Origin of the sequence: Streptomyces bluensis, from assembly GCF_014650715.1 — a bacterium.
GTDB lineage: Bacteria > Actinomycetota > Actinomycetes > Streptomycetales > Streptomycetaceae > Streptomyces > Streptomyces bluensis.
This window is the reverse complement of sequence record NZ_BMVM01000003.1, coordinates 171,891-195,026: the sequence shown is the minus strand read 5'-3', so window position 1 is coordinate 195,026 and position 23,136 is coordinate 171,891. Positions and strand designations below refer to the sequence as shown.

Annotated in this window: 20 protein-coding genes and 1 pseudogene; 18 read left to right on the top strand and 3 right to left on the bottom strand. The window is 68.8% G+C overall.

Annotation, left to right across the window (positions count from 1 at the left end; all coding sequences use genetic code 11):
• Window positions 1-95: 95 nt before the first annotated feature.
• The 4 genes from IE262_RS10845 to IE262_RS10830 are packed head-to-tail and all read left to right on the top strand — an operon-like array spanning window position 96 to window position 6,304.
• Complete coding sequence (locus tag IE262_RS10845; RefSeq protein WP_308432733.1) at window positions 96-497, top strand: SseB family protein; 402 nt, start codon at window positions 96-98, stop codon at window positions 495-497.
• On the top strand, window positions 494-1,108 hold the full coding sequence (locus IE262_RS10840; RefSeq protein ID WP_134029235.1) for a hypothetical protein: 615 nt from the start codon (window positions 494-496) through the stop codon (window positions 1,106-1,108). Before IE262_RS10845 ends, IE262_RS10840 begins: the two co-directional genes overlap by 4 nt.
• Window positions 1,108-5,844: a putative T7SS-secreted protein gene (locus IE262_RS10835; protein WP_189873139.1), complete on the top strand. Its 4,737-nt coding sequence runs from the start codon at window positions 1,108-1,110 to the stop codon at window positions 5,842-5,844. The genes IE262_RS10840 and IE262_RS10835 overlap by 1 nt, the downstream gene beginning before the upstream one ends.
• A gap of 10 nt (window positions 5,845-5,854) precedes the next feature.
• Window positions 5,855-6,304 carry a hypothetical protein gene (locus tag IE262_RS10830; protein ID WP_134029239.1) on the top strand — a complete coding sequence of 150 codons (450 nt, stop codon included), beginning with the start codon at window positions 5,855-5,857 and terminating at the stop codon, window positions 6,302-6,304.
• A 170-nt stretch (window positions 6,305-6,474) separates the two neighbouring features.
• Here IE262_RS10830 and IE262_RS10825 read toward each other — a convergent pair whose 3' ends face one another.
• Complete coding sequence (locus tag IE262_RS10825; RefSeq protein WP_189873137.1) at window positions 6,475-6,831, bottom strand: ATP-binding protein; 357 nt, start codon at window positions 6,829-6,831, stop codon at window positions 6,475-6,477.
• Here IE262_RS10825 and IE262_RS10820 point away from each other — a divergent pair.
• A pseudogene (locus IE262_RS10820) lies at window positions 6,809-6,973 on the top strand (RHS domain-containing protein); the annotation flags it as partial. The gene IE262_RS10825 and the pseudogene IE262_RS10820 sit on opposite strands and share 23 nt — an antisense overlap.
• Window positions 6,974-8,345: 1,372 nt before the next feature.
• Here IE262_RS10820 and IE262_RS10810 read toward each other — a convergent pair.
• Complete coding sequence (locus IE262_RS10810) at window positions 8,346-8,570, bottom strand: DUF397 domain-containing protein (RefSeq protein WP_134029244.1); 225 nt, start codon at window positions 8,568-8,570, stop codon at window positions 8,346-8,348.
• Between IE262_RS10810 and IE262_RS10805 the strand changes: the two genes are divergently transcribed.
• From IE262_RS10805 to IE262_RS10790, 4 genes are all read left to right on the top strand, one after another.
• On the top strand, window positions 8,558-8,995 hold the full coding sequence (locus IE262_RS10805) for an ATP-binding protein (protein ID WP_189873132.1): 438 nt from the start codon (window positions 8,558-8,560) through the stop codon (window positions 8,993-8,995). The genes IE262_RS10810 and IE262_RS10805 overlap by 13 nt on opposite strands.
• 54 nt (window positions 8,996-9,049) lie before the next feature.
• A complete protein-coding gene (locus IE262_RS10800; RefSeq protein ID WP_134030131.1) occupies window positions 9,050-10,306 on the top strand; it encodes a DUF1266 domain-containing protein in 1,257 nt (418 codons plus the stop codon).
• A gap of 104 nt (window positions 10,307-10,410) precedes the next feature.
• Window positions 10,411-11,073 (top strand): RNA polymerase sigma factor, encoded by a 663-nt coding sequence (locus tag IE262_RS10795; RefSeq protein ID WP_189873130.1) that lies wholly within the window; start codon window positions 10,411-10,413, stop codon window positions 11,071-11,073.
• The gene (locus tag IE262_RS10790) at window positions 11,070-12,095 is read left to right on the top strand and encodes a CU044_5270 family protein (RefSeq protein WP_189873128.1); all 1,026 of its coding nucleotides are present in this window, start codon (window positions 11,070-11,072) and stop codon (window positions 12,093-12,095) included. Before IE262_RS10795 ends, IE262_RS10790 begins: the two co-directional genes overlap by 4 nt.
• A gap of 91 nt (window positions 12,096-12,186) precedes the next feature.
• On the opposite strand, the gene IE262_RS10785 is transcribed toward IE262_RS10790, so the two are convergent.
• Window positions 12,187-13,236, bottom strand: coding sequence for a chitinase (locus IE262_RS10785; protein WP_189873126.1), 1,050 nt, complete (start codon window positions 13,234-13,236; stop codon window positions 12,187-12,189).
• Between the two features lie 352 nt (window positions 13,237-13,588).
• Here IE262_RS10785 and IE262_RS10780 point away from each other — a divergent pair, with 352 nt between their 5' ends.
• From IE262_RS10780 to IE262_RS10740, 9 genes are all read left to right on the top strand, one after another.
• A complete protein-coding gene (locus IE262_RS10780) occupies window positions 13,589-14,497 on the top strand; it encodes a hypothetical protein (protein WP_229877205.1) in 909 nt (302 codons plus the stop codon).
• Between the two features lie 107 nt (window positions 14,498-14,604).
• Window positions 14,605-15,318, top strand: coding sequence for a Flp pilus assembly protein CpaB (gene cpaB / locus IE262_RS10775; RefSeq protein WP_134029255.1), 714 nt, complete (start codon window positions 14,605-14,607; stop codon window positions 15,316-15,318).
• A 99-nt stretch (window positions 15,319-15,417) separates the two neighbouring features.
• Window positions 15,418-17,037, top strand: a complete 1,620-nt coding sequence (locus IE262_RS10770) for a CpaE/TadZ family protein (protein WP_189873122.1) — start codon at window positions 15,418-15,420, stop codon at window positions 17,035-17,037.
• Window positions 17,034-17,534 (top strand): TadE family protein, encoded by a 501-nt coding sequence (locus IE262_RS10765; RefSeq protein WP_189873120.1) that lies wholly within the window; start codon window positions 17,034-17,036, stop codon window positions 17,532-17,534. Before IE262_RS10770 ends, IE262_RS10765 begins: the two co-directional genes overlap by 4 nt.
• Window positions 17,535-17,568: 34 nt before the next feature.
• Window positions 17,569-18,909: a TadA family conjugal transfer-associated ATPase gene (locus IE262_RS10760; protein WP_134029261.1), complete on the top strand. Its 1,341-nt coding sequence runs from the start codon at window positions 17,569-17,571 to the stop codon at window positions 18,907-18,909.
• Between the two features lie 115 nt (window positions 18,910-19,024).
• The gene (locus IE262_RS10755; RefSeq protein WP_134029263.1) at window positions 19,025-19,966 is read left to right on the top strand and encodes a type II secretion system F family protein; all 942 of its coding nucleotides are present in this window, start codon (window positions 19,025-19,027) and stop codon (window positions 19,964-19,966) included.
• 55 nt (window positions 19,967-20,021) lie between these two features.
• On the top strand, window positions 20,022-20,912 hold the full coding sequence (locus IE262_RS10750) for a DUF5936 domain-containing protein (protein ID WP_189873118.1): 891 nt from the start codon (window positions 20,022-20,024) through the stop codon (window positions 20,910-20,912).
• The gene (locus tag IE262_RS10745) at window positions 20,912-22,321 is read left to right on the top strand and encodes a sensor histidine kinase (protein ID WP_189873116.1); all 1,410 of its coding nucleotides are present in this window, start codon (window positions 20,912-20,914) and stop codon (window positions 22,319-22,321) included. The genes IE262_RS10750 and IE262_RS10745 overlap by 1 nt, the downstream gene beginning before the upstream one ends.
• Window positions 22,314-23,093 (top strand): response regulator transcription factor, encoded by a 780-nt coding sequence (locus tag IE262_RS10740; RefSeq protein WP_189873114.1) that lies wholly within the window; start codon window positions 22,314-22,316, stop codon window positions 23,091-23,093. Before IE262_RS10745 ends, IE262_RS10740 begins: the two co-directional genes overlap by 8 nt.
• The last annotated feature ends 43 nt before the right edge of the window (window positions 23,094-23,136 follow it).

Sequence of the window (23,136 nt, the reverse complement as noted above, 5' to 3'; positions counted from 1 at the left end):
ACCTGCAGCGGGGCCGAGATCTGTCGTGCTCCCCAGGGCCCGACTGGATAAGGTGGTCGACCGTTTGTGCGATGAGCGCGTGAGGGTCGACGGGGGTGGCCGTAGTGGGCGCGGGGGCGTTGCGGGGGCGGCTGGCGGATCTGGCGGCGGCCGGGCAGGGCGATCTACGGGCGGTGGTGGGGGAGTTCCGCCGCTGTGAGGTGCTGGTGCCGGTGGTGGACGAAGGGCTGCTGTCGGTCGAGGCGGGCGGTATCCGCTGGTTGCTGGTGTTCACGGATGACGCGGCGTTGGCGCGGTTCGCTGAGGCGCGGGGTGAGGCGGTGCCTGAGCGGGTGCCGGTGTACGGGGCGCGGCTGCTGGACCAGGTGATCCCGGAGGCGGGCGGGCAGGTCGGGATCGCGGTGGACGCGGGGAGCGCCGCGGGGATGGTGCTGCCTCCGGTGGCGGGGATCGTTCCGGACGCGGTGGCTCTGGACGCCGAAGGCGTGGGCGTGTGAGCGGGGGCGGCAGCGGTGGCGGCTACCGAGTCGATGCGGAGGCGCTGGAGCAGATCACCCGGGGCATCAACCTGGCGATGGACGAGCTCAAGGAGTTGGGCTTCGACATCGAGGCGAACCTGGGGCGCGGCTTCGACGACCTGGAACTGGCGGGCTTGGAGGTGGGGGACGCGAGCCTGCATCAGGTTTTCGCCGACTTCTGCGAGCGGTGGGGCTGGGGTGTGCGCTCGCTGATGCGGGACGCGAGTGAGTTCGCGGGTCGGCTGAATCTGTCGGCGGGGCTGTACCACGAGCAGGAGGAGTACGTCTCGAACACGCTGAAGACGGTGTGGACGGCGGCAGCGGGCAACCCCTACCTGTCCCCGGAGGAGGTCGAGCAACGTTCCTGGTCGGACACGTTCAAGGACAACGCCGTCTCCCACGCCGGGGACGCGGACTACAGCGCCGGGTCCTTTCTGGCGGGCCAGGAGGGGGCCCAGGAGGCCTGGGCGCAGGCGGGGGAGGACATATCGACGTCGACGGTGACTCCGGACGCACTGCTCGATCCGCGAACGGACTGGCAGTGGGGCGGCCCACCGCAGGCCTCAGCAGCTCAGGAGGATGAGGGCTGATGGGCGTGGGGGACTGGGCCGACCGTCTCGGTGACGGCATAGAGGGCGCCGTTGACAGCGCGAAGAGGGGCGTCGGCGAGGCGGCCAACTGGGGTGCGGACCGGGCGGCGGACGGCCTGTCGGCGGTCGGCGCGGGCGGCCTGGCCGAGGGGGTACGCGACTTCGGCGAGGGCCTGAACAACCGGCTGGGCGGCGATGTCGCCGAACGCGAGCTGGGGGAGAGCGAGGACCCGAAGGAACTCATCCATGGCAGCCCGGAGGCGCTGAACGCGAGGGCCAGGCACCTTCGCGACTTCTCCCGGGCGTTCGACAGCGTCGGCCAGGGACTGCGGAAGCTGGACTCCGGCGGCTGGGAGGGCGAGGCCGCGGATGCCTTCCGGGCGAAGTTCGACATGCAGCCCAAGCAGTGGCTTGCGGCGGCGGACGCGTGCGCGGAGGCGGCCGGCGCTGTGGAGGCGTACGCGGACACGGTGCGCTGGGCGCAGCAGCAGGCGCAGACGGCGATCGAGGCCTTCCGCACTGCACGGGAGGCGTACCGGCAGGCGGCGGACGCGCACAACGCCAAGGTGGAGGCTTTCAACCAGGCGGCCGAGCGGTACAACGCGGCCGCGCTGGCGGGCCGCAACCCGGGCCCGCGCCCGACCGAGCCGGGCACCTTCACCGACCCGTCGGTGGCGGCCCGCCGGGAGGCTGTGGAGATCCTGGAGGAGGCACGCCGCCAGCGCACCGGCGCCGCCCGGGACGCGCAGCGCAGGCTGGCAGGCGCCCTGGAGCTGGCCCCGCCGAAGCCGGAGTTCACCGACCGCGTGGGCGCCAACGTCGCGGACGCCTTCGTGGGCGCCCAGCTCAACTCGGTCCATGTGCTGGGCGGTCTGCTCAAGGGCGGCGCGGACGCGGTGAAGCTGGCCCGCACGGTCAATCCGATGGACTCCTACAACCTCACCCACCCCGGCGAGTGGTTGCAGAACTCCAACATGCTGCTCGCCGGCCTGGTCGGCACCGCCGCCCACCCCGAACGCCTCCCCATGTCGATCCTCGGCACCGGCTGGCGCAGCGACCCCGGCGACGCGATGGGCTACCTCGCCTCGAACCTGATCGGCGGCAAGGGAGCGGGGGCGGCGGGGCGGGGTGCGTTACGGGGGGCGGCCAAGGGAGCGGCGACGGGAGCTGCCCGCAGGAGTGTCGGTGCCGGGCTGCGGGACTTCGCCCGGAAGCTGTGGTGCAAGACCTTCGGCGGCGACCCCATCGACATGGCCACCGGCCGCATGGCCCTCCCGCAGACCGATGTGACACTCCCCGCCAAGTTACCCCTGGTCTTCACCCGGCAGTTCGAGTCGTCCTACCGGGCAGGCCGCTGGTTCGGCGCCACTTGGACCTCCACGGCGGACCAGCGCCTGGAGGTCGACGCGGAGGGAGTCATCTTCGTCCGCGAGGACGGCTCCCTGCTGGCCTACCCTCACCCCGCCCCCGCCGTACCGGTGCTGCCCGAGGACGGTGAGCGCCACCCGCTGACCATCGACGCATGGGGCGACTACACCGTCACCGACCCCGAATCCGGCCGCACGTGGTACTTCGCGGCCCCGGGCGGCGACGGCAACGGCATCGCGCTGCTGGAACAGATCTCCGACCGCTCGGGCACCCAGTGGCTCACCTTCACTTACGACTCCGAAGGCGCCCCCACGGGCATCGCCCACTCGGCCGGCTACCACCTGAAGATCACCACTGAGGGCGGGCGCATCACCGCCCTGCACCTGGCCGACACCGACGCTGACTGCGACATCGAACTAGTCCGCTTCGGCTACGACGAGCACGGCCACCTGGCGTCGGTGACCAACTCCTCAGGCATCCCGACCCGGTTCACCAGCGACGACCTGGCCCGGATCACCTCCTGGACGGACACGAACGGCTCGACGTACCGCTACGTCTACGACGAGCAGGACCGCTGCACCTTCCAGACGGGCGACGCGGGCCACCTGCGCAACACGTACACCTACGACGACACCGACCCGGAGACCGGCCACCAGGTCACCACGCGCACCGATTCCCTCGGCCACACGACCCGCTACCTGATCAACAACCAGCTGCACGTGGTCGCCGAGACCGGCCCGGACGGCGCGACAACCCGCACCACATACGACCGCAACGACCGCCCGATCACCATCACCGACCCACTCGGCCGCACCACCAGCTACGCCTACGACAAGTCAGGCCGCCCGATCATGGTCGTCCGCCCCGACGGCCGCTACAGCAGCATCGGCTACAACGACCAGGGCCTGCCGGTGGTGGTCTCCCACCCGGACGGCAGCCGCACCCTGCAGGAGTACGACGCGGGCGGCAACCGCACCGCGGTGACCGATGCCGCCGGAGCGACCACACGCTTCACCTACGACGCCGTGGGGCACCTGGCATCGGTCACCAACGCGGTGGGCGCGACGACGCAGGTGCGGTGCGACGCGGCAGGCCTGCCGCTGGAGATCACCGACCCGCTGGGAGCCGTGACCCGCTACGAACGTGACACTTTCGGCCGTCCTGCCACTATCACGGACCCGTTGGGAGCGCTCACCCGCCTGGAGTGGACGGTGGAGGGCAAACCCGCCCGGCGCACCGCCCCCGACGGAACGACGGAATCCTGGACGTACGACGGCGAGGGCAACTGCACCAGCCACACCGACCCCATGGGTGCGGTCTCCCGCTACGAGTACACCCACTTCGACCTCCTTGCCGCTCGCACCGGCCCGGACGGAGTGCGCTACACCTTCGACCACGACACCGAGCTCAGGCTGACGAAGATCAGCAACCCGCAGGGACTGACCTGGAGTTATGCCTACGATCCGGTGGGCCGCCTCATATCCGAGACGGACTTCGACGATCGCACGCTCACGTACACGCACGACGCAGCGGGCGGCTTGCGGTCCCGTACGAACGCGCTCGGCCAGACAGTCTCCTTCGCGCGCAACGCCCTGGGCCAGATCGTCCGCAAGGACGCTGCAGGCCGCGTCACGACGTACACGTACGACGGCACAGACCAACTCGCCCAGGCGACAGGACCAGACGGCACGACGCTGACGCTGCAGCGGGACCACCTCGGACGGTTGACGTCGGAGGCAGTCGCCGGCAGGAAACTGACCTACACCTACGACGAACTGGGCCGCAGAACGAGCCGCGCCACCCCCAAGGGCGCGACCACAACGTGGACGTACGACGCCGCTGGGCGCCGCACGGGAATGGTGGCTTCAGGTCGCGCCGTCGACTTCACATATGACGAGGCGGGCCGCGAACTGGCCCGCCAGGTCGACGAGTTGATCACCTTTGACCACACTTTCGACGCGCTGGGCCGCCTGACCACGCAATCGGTAACAGGCATGGGCGACCGCACGGTCCAGCAGCGCACGTATACCTACCGCGCTGACGGCAACCTGACCGGCATCGACGACCAACTCTCCGGCTTCCGCCGCTTCAATCTGGACGCGGCAGGCCGCGTAACGGCGGTGCACGCGGCGAACTGGACCGAGACGTACGCCTACGACGAGGCAGGCAACCAGACCTCCGCGACGTGGCCGTCCAGCCACCCTGGCCAGGAGGCGGTGGGAGAGCGCGCCCATGTGGGCACCCGCATCACTCGCGCGGGCAACGTCCGCTACGAACACGACGCCCTGGGCCGCACCACCCTTCGCCAGAAGACCCGCCTGTCTCGCAAACCGGACACCTGGCGCTACGCATGGGACGCGGAGGACCGCCTCACCTCGGTGACGACCCCGGACGGCACCCTCTGGCGCTACACGTACGACCCCCTGGGCCGCCGAACAGCAAAGCTCCGTCTCGCACCCGACGGCGAAACAGTCGTCGAACGCATCGACTTCACGTGGGACGGCACGACCCTCTGCGAACAGACCACCACGTCCCCGGACCTGCCGAACCCGGTCACTCTGACCTGGGACCACCAAGGCCTGCATCCGGTCGCGCAGAGGGAACGCATCACCGCAACCGAGGCTCCGCAGGAGGAGATCGACTCCCGCTTCTTCGCCATCGTCACGGATCTCGTCGGCACACCCACCGAACTCATAGACGAACAGGGCGAGATCGCCTGGCGCACGCGCAGCACCGTGTGGGGCACAACAGCCTGGGCGACCAACAGGACCACGTACACACCGCTCCGCTTTCCCGGCCAGTACTACGACCCCGAAACAGGCCTCCACTACAACTACTTCCGCCACTACGACCCCGAAACCGCCCGCTACACCACCCCCGACCCTCTCGGCATCTCCCCCGCAGACAACCCCAACACCTATGTCCACAACCCCCACACCTGGACCGACCCCCTCGGGCTTTCTCCGTGTCACGAGTTCCATACCGTGCAAAGTCGTGCGGACGCGGAGCGCCTGCGTAATGGCGGTGAACCCTGGCCCGCGGAGGACATCAGAGGTCAGTACGGGGAAGGCGTCTACTCGTGGGGTTCCGAGGAGGAGGCGTTGAGGTACGCAGAACGTCTCCGAGGCCGGGGCGCCGACGTAGAAATCGTCAGGTTTAAGATTACCGGCAGCGACTTCGACGGACTACGCAAGGCCGACATCGTCAGTATGTCTCCGGGCGACGCTGAAGCATTCGTCGATCGCCACAGCAGACTCTATGGCGCTGGTGAGCCCCATGGCTATGATTACATACGGGGACACACTGGAATGGGTAACGAGCACTATTTCAGCAGGCAAGTTTTCCACCTGTTGAAATTCTTGAACTGAAGGATGCATATTGGCCAGCACATTCCGATTCAGAAAGCGCAGTCCGATCGGTGGACTGGCTGCCGATATCAGCGCTGAGGCCGACACATCCGGGAGTGTCCCCAGGTGCGCTGCGCAAATCAACGGTAAGCTTTGGTTGGAGCTGCCGGAAAATGACCCTTTGCACTGGCGTGATCTTGCATGGATGATGTATGGCCTGTCTCTGCACTCCGACAGCCTGAACATGTTGCACCCCCAGGGGCTTACGGTCAGGGTGCAAGATTTTTCATTTCCGGCGAGCGACTACGTTCCCGAGGTTGCCGCCTTCGCTATGGAAGGTTGGGTGCGAGAGGAGTTCAACCTGACGCCGAGTACGATCAGTGTCGAATACGACACAAGAACGTCTCGCTACATATTTTCCTGGGACGTGGGAGCGCCATTTTCCGATAATGGATCAGGTATCCCCACTCATCACGTGTGAGGCTCCGCCACCGCGGCCGGTTCGCCGTCCGCCGAGCCTCACCGGGTCAGCAAAGCACCAGGTGGCAAGGCGGGCTCGCGGGACTCAGCGTCCAGGGTGATGACATGCGGGGCACGCCGGAGCCGTCTCGGCGTGCGAAGCGTGATGAGGGAGATTCGCCCTATGTCGAGTCACTCCCGTAGGGCGAACAGTTCGAACCACACCACCTTCCAGCTGGGCGTTCGGGAGGGGGCGGTGAGCGGGTAGCGGCCCCAGGCGTCGGCCAGGGTGTCCACCAGGCACAGGCCGCGGCCGAAGTCCTGGTCGGTGGTGCAGGGGAGAGGGTCAGGCAGTTCGGGGCGGTTGTCCATGACTCCGATGCGTACGGCGTCGGGGTGGGAGCGGAGTCTGACGGAGACCGGGCCGTCGGAGTGTTTCACGGCGTTGGAAACCAGCTCCGAGGTCAGCAGTTCGGCTGTGTCGGTGAGTTCGCGAGGGCGGGCGGGTCCGAGGAGGGCTGTGCGGATCGACTCCCGCTTTTTCGCCATCGTCACCGACCTCATCGGCACACCCACCGAACTCGTCGATGATCACGGCGAAATCGCCTGGCGCACGCGCAGCACGCTGTGGGGCACCACCGCTTGGGCCGCCAACAGCACCACGTACACACCCTTTCGCTTCCCCGGCCGAGATCCACCCCTGCCTGATGGTTGACCGGGTTCGGTCCATAATTCCGTTCGTATTCGACATCCTTGCCCTTAGGGGTGCGGTATATGGGGAAAGTATCTTCAGGGCACGGCCTCAGTCCAAGGGGGTCGGTCCAGATGTGAGGGTTGGGCGGGTGTGAGTCCGAGGGGGTCGGGGGTGGTGTAGCGGGCCTTTTCGGGGTCGTAGTGGCGGAAATGGTTGTAGATCTATTTTGGCGAACGTTCTGTAGCGGCAGAGTACATCAGCCCGAAAGGGAGGAATTTTGCCGATGGCGTGTCCGCTACGACATGCATCCGGATTTCCTGAGCGAATTCAGCGACAATAAATATATGAAGATGCATGATTGGAACGGTCAGGGCGGGGCTCCTAGGATCGAGTGGGTTATCCCGGTCGATGAACTCGACCGAATCAATGAGCTCACACTCAAACGGACATGGATTTCACTAGAAGAGTTCAGAAATGGTGGGTGACGGGATGGCTCAGGACCATCAAGTATTCGATGCCGTAGTCACAGGTGTAGCCACGGTGGGCGCGCGAGTAGACATCAACGGCGAGGAGGGATTCGTCGACCAAGTCAAGCACCCTTCTTGGTGGTCGGAGGAGGTGGAGCCTCCGAAGGTCGGCGACCACCTCCGTGTGGTGGTGCTTGATGCTTCACGGACCCCGCCACGGTTGAGCGCACTCAGCCGTGACATCGAGAACGCCCGACGGCTTCGCCGCGGTGATGAATAGCCGCAAGGTGGCCACTACTTCCGGTCGCACAATTGCGGTAGGTGCTGATCATGTAGTGATACGCGGAGGATCTTGAGTTGATCATGCAATGCCTTCAGGGATTCCCGATCCCGAAAGGCTGAGTCGTTTCAAGTGAGCACCGTGAGGGGCAAGATCGCAGTCATAGTTGAAGCGCGCTGGCTCGGTCTGCAGTGGCGGGGCATGTCCGCCACGCCAGACGACCCGAAGCATGCCTTCCAGGAAGGTTGACCATTAGCTAAATGATGCACAGCACCGAAAGCCTGGAAGCAGAGTCCGAACGTCTCCGGAATCGCTCTGAGATGAAGTCTGCTCCCCCTGTCCTCTGTGAATTCACCGTTGAAGTTCTCGGAGCCCCTGTCCAGTACGTGAAAATGGTGAGTCTGGAAGCTTGAGTGGTGCGCGGATCGTCGCAATCGAGGTTGCGACTCTCCGAGGGCGGTGATTGGCAGATTTGGGACAGCGCTTCGACGGCTGTGAAGAGGTCGAGAGTGACTTAAATCTGCCAATCCGGCGACTGATCCCACCGCATAACTCCGAAGAACCTGCTTATCGGCTGTGCGTCCGTAGCGCCGTGTGAACCACCGCTTGGAGGTCCCAGGAGTCATAGCACTTCGTGTATGTCCTCTCGTGCCTTCACTCTCTCGGTGAAGGCGGCAAAGGCATTCCTGGCCACGGTCAGCATGCCTCGCTGAGGGGCTTTCGAGTCGCGTATGGACGCGAGTTCGTCGTGGAAAACGATCTCGACGCACTCATTGTTGGCCGCGCTATAGCTGCTCTTGAGCCAGGTTGCGGGCGAGGGACGGACGGCGGTTGATGCATCGGTCATCGGAAGATCTCCTGTCTCGCGGCAGCCAGCACCACGCGTACGCCCTGCTCACCTTCCCCGGCCGCGACCTCGCCTCCGCGCCCGCCGCCGGGCGCTACGTGCGGGACACCGCCCACTCGTGGGGGCTGTCCCGCCGAACGGTGGACGACCTGGAGACGATTGCCGGAGAGCTGGTCGCGAACGCCCTGGAACACAGTGACAGCGGCACCATTACAGTGACCTTCGCCCACAGCGCGGGAGCGGTTACGATCGGCGTGATCGACGAGGGGCGCGGTCATGTGCAGGTGGCCACGCCGAGAACGTCGTCCGACCTGGAGGGGGAGCACGGGCGTGGGCTTCTGATCACGGACGCGCTGGCCGACCGTTGGGGGACCCGGAGAACCGGCAGCGGTCTGATGGTCTGGGCCGAGATCGTCGCCGAGTGAGCCGAGTGAGCCGAATGACAGGGCCCCCTCCGTCCTCGATGAGAAATGGAAAACATGTCGTTCGGGCCACCGCCCGCAGGTTTCGGGCCGCCCGCGCCACCTGCCTGGACGCCGCCGACGGAAGTCGAGCGGCAGTTGTTCGAGGCGAAGTCGCGCGAGGACTGGGCGGCGTACTTCGACACGCTCGCGCGGAACCGGGTGTACTTCGAGATACGGCGGGACAAGGCGGATGCCACGCCCAGTAACACCCATGTCGTGTTCGGGCACGATCCTCGGGTAGCCGGAGGTGCCGTCTGGGCGGTCTACACCGAGGGGATGCTTCCCGCGCCCGAACCGCATCGCGTGTTCGACTGGAACGACCTCGCGTGGTTCGCGCGGGTCTGGGCGCCCACCGATCCGCCGATGATCGTGGTCAATCCCGGTAGTCCGTGCGAGGCGTTCCTCCCTTCCGCGCCGCCGCATTCCGCGGTCTGGGCGCAGCATTCCGAGCGGGCGGGCTTCCCGTCGTACCGGACAGAGCTGCGGACGCTGCGCGTGGGGGCTCCGCTGCACGGACCCGTGGCCCACGGGCTGGCCTGCGGTGCCCTTCTCTTCGTTCACCAGGGACTTCCCTGGAACGCCATGGCCTACCACGGCCAGGGCTATCCCGCCGAGCGCCAAATGCTGCGGGAGTGGTGGGGGGTCACCAGCCACCAGGAGTGGCAGGCGCAGCAGCGTGCCCTGCTGGCGACCGACATGGCCAACTCCGTCTGGGAGTTCGCGCTCGGCCTGCGCCGCACCATCGCCCGTGACTTCGGAGGCTATGTCGACACCGCCTACTGGCGCGACGCCGCCGCCCGAGTCCTGCGCAATCGGGCGGAAGGCGAGACCGTCATCACCCCGGACGGCGTCACCAGGACCTCGCCCGTCCCCCAGGCCGAGACCGAAGCGCGCATCAAGGGTGTCCAGCACCTCATCGGCCGCATCACGCGCTACGAGGCGCGGATGCGGGCGGACGGCGTACTGGAGGAGAACCGCTACATCTCCTCCGTCGATGCCTGGGATCTCGGGCGGGCCTCGAACATGGCGCGCTGGGGTCTGGGGGCCCGCTACTGCGACCTGGCGGAGGCCGAGGCGGCCGTCGTCGAAGCCGGGCGCAGTGCGGCACGCTCGTACAAGTCCTGGCAGGACTTCTCCGTCGGCTACATCCTCGGCCGCTGCCTGCACTTCGACGACGAGGAGTTCGGGGACTGGTACGGGGACATGGTCACTGTCCACCGGATCCTGATGTCCGAGCCCGGCAGCCCCTGGCTCAACATCCCCTTCCGGTAGGCCCGCCGCACGCCGCTCCCCCCTGTGGCGCACGTCACCGGAACCACCCCCACCTGGCGGAGAGCCCAGGGTGTGAGGTGTACGAGGTGGATGGTGGACAGGACATGAGTGATCGCTTGCGCGCGCGGATACGGGCGGGTGACCGGGAGGCGTTCGCGGAGATCTACGAGGAGTACGCGCGCACCGTCTACAACCACGCCTTCCGGCTGACCGGCGACTGGTCGACCGCCGAGGAGGTGATGGCGGACACGTTCCTCGACGCCTGGCGCACCCGGGAGCAACTGGAGCCGGACGGCGGCTCGCTGAAGCCGTGGCTGCTGGGCATGGCGACCAACAAGTCCCGCAACGCCAACCGGGGCCTCGGCCGCCGCCTGGCCTTCCTGGCCCGCCGCCCGGCGCCGGACGCGGTGGGGGACTTCGCCGAGGAGGCGGCCGGGCGCCTGGACGACGCCCGCCGGCTGGCCGCCGTACGGCAGGTGTACGACCGCCTGCGGCGCGGCGAGCGGGAGGTGCTGGCGTTGTGCGTGTGGTCCGGGCTGGATTACGCGCAGGCGGCCCAGGCCCTGGGTGTCCCGGTGGGAACCGTGCGCTCGCGGCTGTCCCGGGCGCGGGCCCGGCTGCTTCGGCTGACGGACGAGCAGCTCAGGAAAACGAAGGAAGGAAACCTCCCAAAAGATATGGAACTGGCGCGTCGTCGCGGAGAGATACCCAGTGAGGCCGCGTTCGCGGCCCTTCCACTGCAGGAGATTCAGGAGGGACCTCGATGACGGAGCGCGAGGAATTGGCCCGGCTGCTCCCGGCCCTGCCCGAACGGGACCTCCCTGCTGGTCGCCACTCCCACCACAAGGACCGTTTGATGCAGCTCATCGACGACGACCGGACACCCGCCACCGCTTCCGCCTCACAGAGCCGCCCCACTCGCCCGTGGCTGCTGCGCCCGGCCGTGTGGATGCCCACCGCGGCCCTCGCGCTGGCCGGGGCGCTGACCGTCGGCCTTGTCACGACCATGGACTCCGGCTACGGGGTCGAACCGTCCGACGGCGAGACGGCCGTGGTCCTGCTCGACCGCATCGCCGATGTCGCCGCGAGGACGGAGGTCACCCCGGTGCGCGACGACCAGCTCGTCTACATCAAGAGCATGGACGCCGGGGCGGAGTACCAGGAGGACGGCTCCTACGAGCCGGGGCGGCTGACCGAGCGGGAGGCGTGGTGGTCGCAGGAGCCGGGGCCGGTGAAACAGCTGGCCCTGTTCTACGAGGGCGGCGGCTACTCCCCGCTCAGGGAACTGCTGCCGCCCGGCTCGCCCGGCACCCCGGCGGGCATCGACCGCCCCACGTACCAGTGGCTGGCCTCCCTGCCCACCGATCCGGACGAACTGCTCGACGAGCTCTACCGCCTGACCAGGAAGGCGCAGGGCCAGGAGAAGGACAAGGAGAAAGCGCAGGTCGTCTTCGACAAGATCGGGGAACTGCTGGGCAAGGTCATGCCACCGCGGACCGCCGCCGCGCTGTACGGGGCCGCGGCGAAGCTCCCCGGGGTGAAGCGGGTCGAGGACGCGGTGGATCCGGCGGGCCGGCACGGTGTCGCTATCCGGCGCGTCGACAAGCGGTCCTCCTGGGCCACCGAGTGGATCTTCGACCGTGACACCCTCGCCTACCTCGGTGAACGCACCTACCTGACGAAGGACAGTCAGATGGGCAGGAAGGGAACGGTCCTGGAGGAGTCCGCCATCCTGCAGCGAGCCGTCGTCGACGAGTACCGCCAGCGTCCGGGGGCTGGCGCCAAGTGACACCCCGCACCCCCGCGCCCCGGTTTCCGGACCGGGGCGCGGGGGTGCGGGGTGTCACTTGGCGCCGCTACAGCACTACGGCGTTACGGCGTTACGGCAACCCGTGCACCTTCGGCCCCACCGCGTTCGACCAGGCGTTGCCCGCCGTGGCGTCCCAGTTCGTCGACCACGTCATGGCGCCGCGCAGGTCCGGGTACGTGCGCGAAGGCTTGAAGGAGCCGCAGTTCGTTCCCCGGGTCAGACAGTCCAGCGCGTTGTTCACCACGGAGGGGTCCACGTAACCGCTGCCCGCTCCCCGGGTCGACGCCGGAAGGCCCAGGCCCACCTGGGACGGGGCCAGGCCGCCCTCCAACTGGATGCAGGCCAGGGCGGTCAGGAAGTCGACCGACCCCTGGCTGTAGACCTTGCCGTCGCAGCCCAGCATGGAACCGCTGTTGTAGTACTGCATGTTGACGACCGTCAGGATGTCCTTCACGTTCAGCGCGGTCTGGAAGTAGGAGTTCGACGTCGACTGCATGTCGATGGTCTGCGGCGCCATCGTGAGCACGAGCGACGGGCCCGCCTTCGCCGACAGCGACCGCAACGCCTGCGTCATGTAGGTCGCGTTGAGGCCGTTCTCCAGGTCGATGTCGACGCCGTCGAAGCCGTACGTCTGCATCAGGGAAGAGAGCGAGTCCGCGAAGTTCGTGGCCGAGGCCGAGTCGTTGACGGACACGGTTCCGCGTTCGCCGCCGACCGAGATGATGACCTTCTTGCCCGCCGCCTGCTTGGCCCTGATGTCGGCCTTGAACTGGTCGACCGTGTAGCCGCCCAGGCCCGCCGAGTCCAGGTTGAAGGTCACGGCGCCCGGTGTCGTGGTCGCGTCGGCGAAGGCCACCGCGATGATGTCGTACTGGGACGGGACGTCCGCGATGCGCTGGACCGTCGCGCCGTTGTTGAAGTTCTGCCAGTAGCCGGTCACGGCGTGCTTGGGGAGTGCGCTGCCGCCACCCGGGCTCGTGGTGTTCGTGGCGTTCGTGGCATTCGTGGTGTTGTCGACGTTGGCGGCCGACGCCTGGCTGGGGCCGGTGAGGGCGAGGCCGGCCGTGGCGAGGACGGCGGCGAGGGCTCCCGCCCAGGTCCGCTGTGCGCGTCGGGGCATGCCTGGTACGCGGTGCACTGATGCCTCCCGTGGGGAGTGGATGTGGGGGAATCCGTGAGGGTGGCCACCGCTGAACCTACAATTTGGTCCAGACCAATTGGATTGTCAAGGTTCCTCGTTCGGCCTCAATCCCCGTACGTCCGTGCGTAGTTGGGGCATATGCGTCTCACCGTGTGTGGGACTCGCCGTACCATCCGTGAGTCGATCAAGGAGATTCGGTGTTGAGCGGGCCATGCCGTGGATATGGTGCTGTGCAAGAGGATGCAGAACGGCGGCGTCGGAGGACGTCACAGGGGCGGTCTGAGGCGGTGGTCGATCACCCCGCCGCAGTCAGAACGGGGTGGTGTCCAGCGTGCCGACCGCGATAGCCGTCACCAGTCCCGATCTGGTGCTCCCGCCGCACGACCGGCAGACCCCGCCCGCCTCCGTCCAGCCGCAGGACACGCTGGAGAGTTCCCTCCTCGGGATGCACGCTCTCATCGAGCAGCACGGGTATGTGATCGCTCTCTACTCGGCCTCCGCCGGGAACACCGGGGCCACGGGGACCGCCGGGGCTGCCGGGGCCGCAGGGAAGTCCGTCGCCCAGCGGCTGCACGCCGTGCGCTCCGTACTCGAAAGCGACCGGATCGCCCTGCTCGGGATCGATCTGCCGCCGCTCGGGATCGCCCTGCTGTCCCAGCAGTTACGGCAGTTGTCCGTGTGCGACTTCAGTCCGGGCGTGCTGGCCTCCTCCGCACGCCTCCTCGCCCACTACATCTACGCCGGCGCCCTCCTCGGCTCCGTCACCAAGCTCGACCGGGTGCCGGTGTCCCTGAAGTCCCACGCCAAGTCGTGGGTGCCGGGCGCCCAGTTCGCCGTACTGGCCAATCCGCGGCCCCAACTCGTCCGCCTCGGCCAGGAGGAGCTCGCCGGGCCCGAGTTCGGGACACGGCTGCTGGTGGCCAACGGGCCGCAGCCGCCCTCCGACTGGGTCACCTCGACGCTCGCGCCCGCCTGGCAGGTGCAGGGCGTGGCCACCGTGCCGCTGCCCGCGGAGTCCGCCCGCTGGTGGGGGACGGGGAAGCTCGTCGAGTTCGCCGCCGGACTGTACGACGTGTCCGTGCTCTACCAGCTCGTCTCGTCCGTACGCCGGGAGACCTGCCACTGGTGCGGGCTCGAACTCATCGGCGACCGCTGCGGATTCTGCTCGGCACCATTGACGACGTCTTTACCGGCCGTTCAGCGGTCGGCCATGCGGGCGCTTCCCCCGGGCGCCACATGAGTCACCTCCGTACAACTCCATAGCAAGACAACTTCCATAGCGCGCAAGGCCGCTCGACCCAGCTCGACCCCGTCCACCCCCCGCCCCCGATCGAGGTTGTCCGCGTCATGAACTCACGCCAGCGCCGCGGCGTCATCCTGCTGGTCCTCTCGGCCCTGTGCGCCGTCGGCGCGTTCGCCGGGGTGCTCTCGGTGATCCGCGACGTGGACTCGAAGGTCGGGCCGGAGGTGACGGCGTACCGCCTGAAGAACGACATCGCGCCGTACAAGGAGCTGTCGGCGGGTCAGTTCGAGAAGGTGTCGATGCCCGAGCGCTGGCTGTCGGACACGGCCGTCACGAGCCTCGGTGAGATCCGCGGGAAGATCGCCGTCACCAAGCTGGAGAAGGGGTCCCTCCTCCAGACCGACATGATCGTCGACCGGCCCGAACTCGATCCGGGGCAGCAGGAGATCGCGATCATGATCGACGCGTCGACCGGTGTGGCCGGGAAGATCAACCCCGGCTCCCGCGTGAACATCTTCGCCACCTTCGAGGCCGACAACAACAAGGGCGTCGACCAGTCCAAGCTGATCGTCGCCGACGCACGCGTCCTCGACGTCGGCAAGCTCACCCCGCTCGACGCCAACCAGTCGAGCAACGACCGCCGCCGTACGGCCACCGAGGCGGTCCCCATCACCTTCGCGCTCGACACGGCGGACGCCCAGCGCGTCGCGTACGCCGAGTCGTTCGCCGAACACGTCCGGCTCGCCCTGGTCGCGGGCGGCGACACCACCAGCGTGTCGCCCTCGGACCGTACGTACACCCTCGACGAGGACAAGTAGGAGGCCGCGCATGAGGAACGTACGTACGTGGGTTCCCGGCCCCGCAACACGTCCTAGTACCCCAACGGGCACTAGAGGCACGGTGAGGAAGTTCGGCCGATGACCATCCGTATCCTCCCCGCCGTAGGGGACATCGACTCGGCCCGCGCCCTGAGCACTCTGCTGAGCCAGCTCGCGGACGCCGAACCGGCCGCCCCGGTACCGGACTCGACCGCCCTGCTCGACTCCCTCGCGCGGCTGGCCGCGGACTCCCTGGACGAGCTGCCCGAGGTCGTCCTGGTCCACGAACGGATCGGCCCGGTCCCGGCGCTCGACCTCATCCGCGACCTGGTGCTGCGCTTCCCGGCGGTCGGGGTGGTCCTCATCACCGCCGACACGAGCACGGGTGTCCTCACGGCCGCCATGGACTCGGGTGCCCGCGGCATCGTCACCCTCCCCCTCGGCTACGAGGCCCTCGCCGAACGGGTCCAGGCCGCGGCCTCCTGGTCGTCCGGCATGCGGCGCCACCTCGGCAGCGGTGCGCCGGAACTGTACGCGGGACCCGGCGGCACGCTCCTCACGGTGACGGGGGCGAAAGGCGGCGTCGGCACGACGCTGACCTCCGTCCACCTGGCCCTGGCGGCACGCGCGTCGGGCCGCACGGTGGCGCTGCTCGACCTGGACCTCCAGTCCGGGGACGTGGCCTCGTACCTGGACGTCCAGTTCCGGCGCTCGGTCGCCGACTTGGCCGGCATCACGGACATCAACCCGCGCGTCCTCCAGGAGGCGGTGTACGCCCACGACACGGGCCTCGCCCTGCTGCTGGCCCCCGCCGAGGGCGAGCGCGGCGAGGAGGTCACCGACCGGGTGGCCCGCCAGGTGCTCGGCGCCCTGCGCGCCCGGCACGACGTGGTGATCGTCGACTGCGGCTCCCAGATGAACGCGGCGACCGCGGCGGCCGTGGAGACGGCCGACCAGGCGCTGCTGGTCGTGACCCCCGACGTCGTCGCGGTCCGCGCGGCCAAACGCATGGTCCGCCTCTGGGACCGCCTCCAGATCCGCAAGGCGGAGGAGACCCTCACGGTCGTCAACCGCCACTCCAGGGGTACGGAGATCGTGCCCTCCCTCGTGGAGAAGGTCACCGGCACGAAGGTCTCCCGCGTCGCGGTCCCGGCCGCCTTCAAGGAACTCCAGTCGGTCGTCGACGCGGGGCGGTTGCAGGACCTCGACGCCAAGTCGACGATCAAGCAGGCCCTGTGGTCGCTGGCGGCGGAGCTGGGGCTGGTCGTGGCCCACGAAGGCGGAGGCGGCGGGCGCCGCCGTAAGCCGGCCTCGGACCGGAGTGCGCTGGCGCTGCGGCGCAAGGGCGGCGGCGACCGGGGGTCGGTGACGCTGGAGTTCGCCGGGATGTTCCCGCTGCTGCTCGTGGTGATGGCGATCCTGTGGCAGTGCGTGCTGTACGGGTACACGTACTCGCTCGCGGGGAACGCGGCGGACGAGGCGGCACGGGCGGCCACGGCGGCGGCTGCCGTCCAGGGCGACGTGCCGGGCGCCTGCCAGGACGCCGGGAGCAAGAACCTGCCGGGGGCCTGGAAGAGCGCGTTCATCGGATGCGACCCGGAAGGGCCGGTCATGAAGGCCACGGTCATCGCCCAGGTCCCGGTCTTCTTCCCGGGCTTCGACACGGGCTGGGAAGTCACGGGCGAGGCGGGGGCGGCGCTGGAAGGGGACGGCCAATGATCCACACCCTGCCTGCTCCCCACCCCGAACCCGGGGTCGAAGGGGCGGAGCCCCTGGGGACGGGAACGGGTAGGGGCGGCGGGGGCGACGACCATCCACCCCCGGCGAAGCCGAAGCACCGCCCCCGGAACGACCGAGGCGCCTCCATCCTGGAGTTCGCCGGATTCCTGCCCATCCTCCTCCTCGTCGGGATGGCGGCCATCCAGCTCGGGCTCATCGGGTACGGGGCCAATCAGGCGGGGACGGCGGCACGCGCTGCCGCACGGGCCGCGTCCCTGGGCGAAGACGGGGTCGCGGCGGGTCAGGCGGCGGCGAGCTCGTGGCTGAATCCACAGCCGTTGCCGGAGGGCGGAGGCGACACCACCACCTTCTCCGTCACCGTCACCGTCCCCTCCGTCATCCCCCTCTTCGACCCCGTGGACGTGACCCGCGCGGTCACCATGCCCACCGACTCCGACTCCGACTCCAACTCCGACTCCGCCGCCGACGGCAACTGAACACCCCGTCCCCCGAGAGGAGCTGACCAAGAAGATGAGCCTCCGATCCCGTATCGCCGCCCCCGACGAGGGGGGAGCCGGACGCGAGGACGGACACCTCGTGGCCGTCTACCGCGCCAAGCTCCTCGAAGAGATCGACCTCGCCGAGATGTCGAGCCTGGCCGCAGCCGAACGCCGGGCCCGCCTGGAACGCGTCCTCGGCCACATCATCAGCCGGGAGGGCCCCGTTCTCTCGTCCGCCGAACGGTCACAACTGATCCGGCGCGTCGTGGACGAAGCGCTCGGCCTCGGCGTCCTCGAACCCCTCCTCGCCGACGCCTCGATCACCGAGATCATGGTCAACGGCCCCGACTCGATCTTCGTGGAGCGCGCCGGACGGGTCGAACAGCTCCCCCTCCGCTTCGCCTCCACCGAACAGCTCATGCAGACCATCGAGCGCATCGTCTCGACCGTGAACCGCCGCGTCGACGAGTCGAACCCCATGGTCGACGCCCGCCTCCCCACCGGCGAGCGCGTCAACGTGATCATCCCGCCGCTCGCCCTCGCCGGCCCGACGCTCACCATCCGCCGCTTCCCGCGCGCGTACACGCTCCCCGAGCTGATCGGGCTCGGGTCGCTCGACGAGCAGATGCTGATGCTCCTCGCCGCGTTCGTCCGCGCCCGCTTCAACGTGATCGTCAGCGGCGGCACGGGCACCGGAAAGACCACGCTCCTCAACGCGCTCTCCGGCCTGATCCCGTCCCACGAGCGCATCATCACCATCGAGGACTCCGCTGAACTCCAGCTCCAGCAGGAGCACGTGATCCCCCTGGAGTCCCGCCCGCCGAACATCGAGGGCAAGGGCCAGATCACCATCCGCGACCTGGTCCGCAACTCCCTCCGTATGCGCCCCGACCGCATCATCGTCGGTGAGGTCCGAGGCGGCGAGACCCTCGACATGCTCCAGGCGATGTCCACGGGCCACGACGGCTCCCTCGCCACCGTCCACGCGAACTCCGCCGAGGACGCCCTGATGAGGCTCCAGACCCTCGGCTCGATGTCCGAGGTGCTCATCCCCTTCGAGGCACTCAAGGACCAGATCAACTCGGCCGTCGACGTGGTCGTCCAGCTCACCCGTTTCGCGGACGGCTCCCGCAGGGTGACGGAGATCGCGCTGCTCGTCTCACACGGCCGCGAACAGTTCCGTATCGCCACGGTGTCGCGCTTCGTCCCGCAGCCTCTCGGGCCGGACCGCGTGGTCAAGGGCCACTTCGAGCACCTTCCGCTGCCCCGCCAGGTCGCGGAGAAGCTGTACGTGGCCAACGAACCGCTGCCGCCCGCGTTCGGCGTGGCCGAGGCCCTCGACGCACTCCCCACGAGGCAGGCCATCGGATGACGAGGACGTACGAGCCGTTGAAGATGCCCCAGCCGTCGTACGAGCCGATGAACACGTACGAGCCGATGAACGCGTATGGGCTGAAGACATGCGAGCCCTCGAAGGGGTCCCCGGCATGAACAACCCCTCCCTGCTGGCCCTCGGCGCCACCGTCCTGTGCGGCACCCTCGCCGTCGCGGGCGTGCACACGTTCGCCTCCGGCCGCGCCCAGCGCCAGGCCCTCGTCGACCGGCTCTCCGGCACCGCCCCCGCCCGTACCCTGGGCGGCCGCGTCCGCCGTTTCACGAGCATCGACCGACGGCTGCGCCGCACCCGCCTCGGCCGGACCATCACCCTGCGCCTCTCCACCACCGGACTCGACCTGACGGCGGGCGAGTTCGCCACGTACGTCGCCGCGGTCGTCGTCGCCCTCTGGCTGATCGCCGCCGCCACCCTGGCGCCCTTCTTCGGCCCGATCGCCGCCCTCCTCGGCGTCTGGAGCGCGGTCATCTTCCTGAACTGGCAGCGCCAGAAACGCATCGAGGCCTTCATCAACCAACTGCCCGACGTGGCACGGCTCATCGCCAACGCCACGGCCGCCGGCCTGGCCCTCCGTACGGCGCTGGCCCTGGCGGCGGAGGAGCTGGAGGCCCCGGCGGGCGAGGAACTCGCCCGGGTCGCCGACCAGTTGAGCCTCGGCCGCTCGATCGACGACGCGCTCGGCGAGCTGGCCGAACGCCTGCCGTCCCGCGAGCTGATCGTCCTCGTCACCACCCTCGTCCTGTCCAACCGGGCGGGCGGCTCGGTGGTCAGCTCCCTGCGCAACCTCACCCAGACGCTGGAGGACCGCAAGGAGACCCGCCGCGAGGTCCGCACGATGCTCTCCGAGGTCAACGCCACGGCCTTCACGGTCCCGTTCCTGGGCCTGGGCTCCCTGGTGCTGATCAACTCCTCGAACGAGGGCGCGCTGTCCCGGGTGACCGGATCGCCGCTGGGCCAGGCGCTGGTCCTGATCTCGCTGGGCCTCTACACGGTCGGCTTCTTCGTCATCCGCCGCCTCGGCAAGATCGAAGTATGAGAATCCACGTATGAGACACGTATGAGACACGTATGAGAGGGGAGGAGAGGTTACGGTGCTGCCCCTGCTGCTCGCCCTCCTGACGGCCGTCTCGGTCGCGGGCATGCTCCTCGGTATCCGCATGATCCGCGCGGAGGCGAAGCTCCCCGGCGACCTGGCCCTCGCCCTGGAGGTGGGCGCGACCCGCGTCTCCAAGGCCGGCTCGGCCGTCGACCGCATCGGCATGCGCTTCGCGCCCCTCGTCCTGGGCCTGATGGGCCCGCGCCGCGTCGACGCGAAACGCCGCCGCATCGACATGGCGGGCAATCCGGGCGGCCTCACCCTGAACAGGTACGCGGCCCGCCGCGCCGTCTACGGCATCTTCGGCCTCTTCATGGGCCTGGTCTTCCTCACCAACGGCCAGCTCTTCCTGGCTCTCGGGACCTTCGCCTTCGGCCTGCTGGCCGCGGACGCGCTGATCTGGCAGGCCATCCGCGAACGCAAGGACGTCATCGACCGCACCCTGCCCGACTTCCTCGACGTCCTGGCCGTCGTCGTCTCGGCGGGCCTCGGCTTCCGGCAGGCACTGGACCGGGTGGCGGAGAAGTACGAAGGCCCCTGGGCCGACGAACTGCGCATCACCCTGCGCCAGATGGACATGGGCGTCAGCCGCCGCCAGGCCTTCGACGAACTCCGCAAACGCAACTCCTCCGAGCAGGTCGCCCAGTTCGTCTCGGCGCTCCAGCAGGGCGAGGAACTCGGCTCCCCGATCGCCGAGACCCTCATCCAGCTCGCCACGGACATGCGCCGCACCGACGCCCAGAACGCCCGCCGCCGCGCCGCCAAGACGATCCCCAAGGCGACCCTCGTGACGCTGGTCTTCATGCTCCCCGCGACGATGATCCTCATCGCGACCGGGATGTTCCTCGGCTCGGGCACGAACTTCGGCGACATCCTGGGCCGCTGATGAGAAGGCGTCTGTTCCCGCCGCGTTCCGGGCACCGGCCGGGAGGAACCGGAGGCACCGGAGGCACCGGAGGCACCGGAAGAGCCGGAAGAGCCGGAAGAGCCGGAAGAACGGGGAGAGCCGGAAGAACCGCCGGCGGCTACCTGGCCGACGACGTTCCCGCTCCCGCAAGCCTCCGCCTGCGGCTGAGTGCCCTGCAGGCGCTGTGCCGCCAGACCTTCGCCGTCCGCCTCGCCCTGCTCGTCATCGGCACGCCCTTCGCGATGGCCAACACCACGGACGGCCCTTCGCGCTACGCCGTCCTCACCGCCGGGGTCCTCGGCACCATGGGCTCGTACGCCATGCTCAGGGACTGGGACCGCTTCGGCCCCCGCGTCCTCGCGCACCCCACCCTCATGGCGCTGGACCTCCTCTTCGGCGCGGTCCTGCTCCTGACGGCATCCCCGGCGTCCCCTCTCGCGTACGCCACGGTCTGCACCCCACTCCTCTCCGGCCTCCTCTACGGCTGGCGCGGCGCCGGGGTCTTCACCGGCCTGCAACTGGCCGTCCTGCTCACCGTGTACCGCGCCTGGGAACACCGCCCCGGCGCGGGCACGAGCACCCTCCTGATCGCGGGCTTCTGCATCGCGGCGGGCGTCGTCGGCGTGACCCTGCGTAACCTGATGTTCCGCTTCGGAACGGCCACCCAGGCGCTCGCAGAGGCCACATCCCGGCTGGCCGTGGCGGAGGCGGTGGAGTCCGAACGCGCCCGCCTGGCCCGCGAACTGCACGACTCGGTCGCCAAGACGCTGCACGGTCTGGCGCTGGCGGCGGAGGCGCTGGCGACCTCGGCGGACCGGGCGGCCGACCCCGAGGTACTCGGGCAGCAGGCCACGCTGGTGGCTGCCGCCGCCCGCCGCGCGGCCTCGGAGTCCCGCGACCTCCTGACGGACCTGCGCCGCCACACGGACCTCACGACATCACCGCCCCTGGACCTCCTCACCGAACTGACGTCGAGAACCGAGGACTTCACCTCTCGTACGACGCTCCCCGCACGGCTACGCCCCACTCGCACCACACCCCCACCCCTCTCCCACGAGACGACCCACGACCTCCTGGCGATCGTCTCCGAGGCCCTGGAAAACGCGCACCGCCACGCGCAGGCGACGGAGGTGGTGGTCGAGCTGGAGCAGTCCGCCGGAACCCTCCGTCTCCGCGTCACGGACGACGGAGTGGGCCTGCCGCCCGCCGTCACGGTCGACCAGGCGGCCGGATCCGGCCACTTCGGGCTGCTGGGCATGACGGAGCGAGCGGCGAGGATCGGCGCGAGCCTTCACCTGACCCGCCCCGCGACGGGAGGTACGGCGATCACGATCGTCCTCCCGCTGCCCACCCCCCAAACCCCCCGACAGGAGGCCGTCCATGCCTGACCAGGCACTTCCCGGCCCGCCCCTGCGCGTCCTGGTGGCCGACGACAACCCGGTCGTCCGCGCGGGCCTCGCCGCGCTGCTCGGCGCGCACCCCGGCATCGAGGTCGTCGCCGACGCGACGAACGGCGAGGAAGCGGTGCGCAGGGCCGCCGACTGCCGCCCGGACGTGATCCTGCTGGACGTCCGCATGCCCGGCACGGACGGCCTGACCGCGCTGCCCGAACTCGCCGCGCTGGCCCCCGTGATGATGCTGACGTACAGCCGGGAACCCGAGGTCGTGGCCGAGGCACTGCGCCGGGGCGCGACCGGCTACCTGGTCCACGGCGAGTTCACCGCAGCCGAACTGATCACATCCGTACGGGACTTGAGGGACGGCTTACCCACGCTCTCACCCTCGGTGCGAGTCCTCGCCTCCGCCGCTGTCTCATCTCCGCTCGGTGTTTCATACGAACCTTCACACGAAAGTCATGAACTCACTTCGCAGCTGCAATTGATTGTGGCACAGTCGTCGAAGGCTCGATCCGCAGTCGCGGCACGACTCCGTCGCCGCGTCCCCGACCGTCCGGCCTTCGGCCTGAGTTCAAGGGAGGTGGAGGTGATGGACCTCATCGCGTCCGGCATGAACAACCGCCAGATCGCCGCCGCCTGCTTCATCAGCGAGAAGACCGTGAAGAACCACATCAACCGCATCTTCGCGAAGCTGCACAGTTCCTCGCGGAGCGAAGCGATCGCTCACTGGCTCGGGACTGCTCGGGAGGGGTGGAGTGGATGAATCCGGTCAGGGGCAGAAGTTGGGTCCCAGGACCCACCCGGAG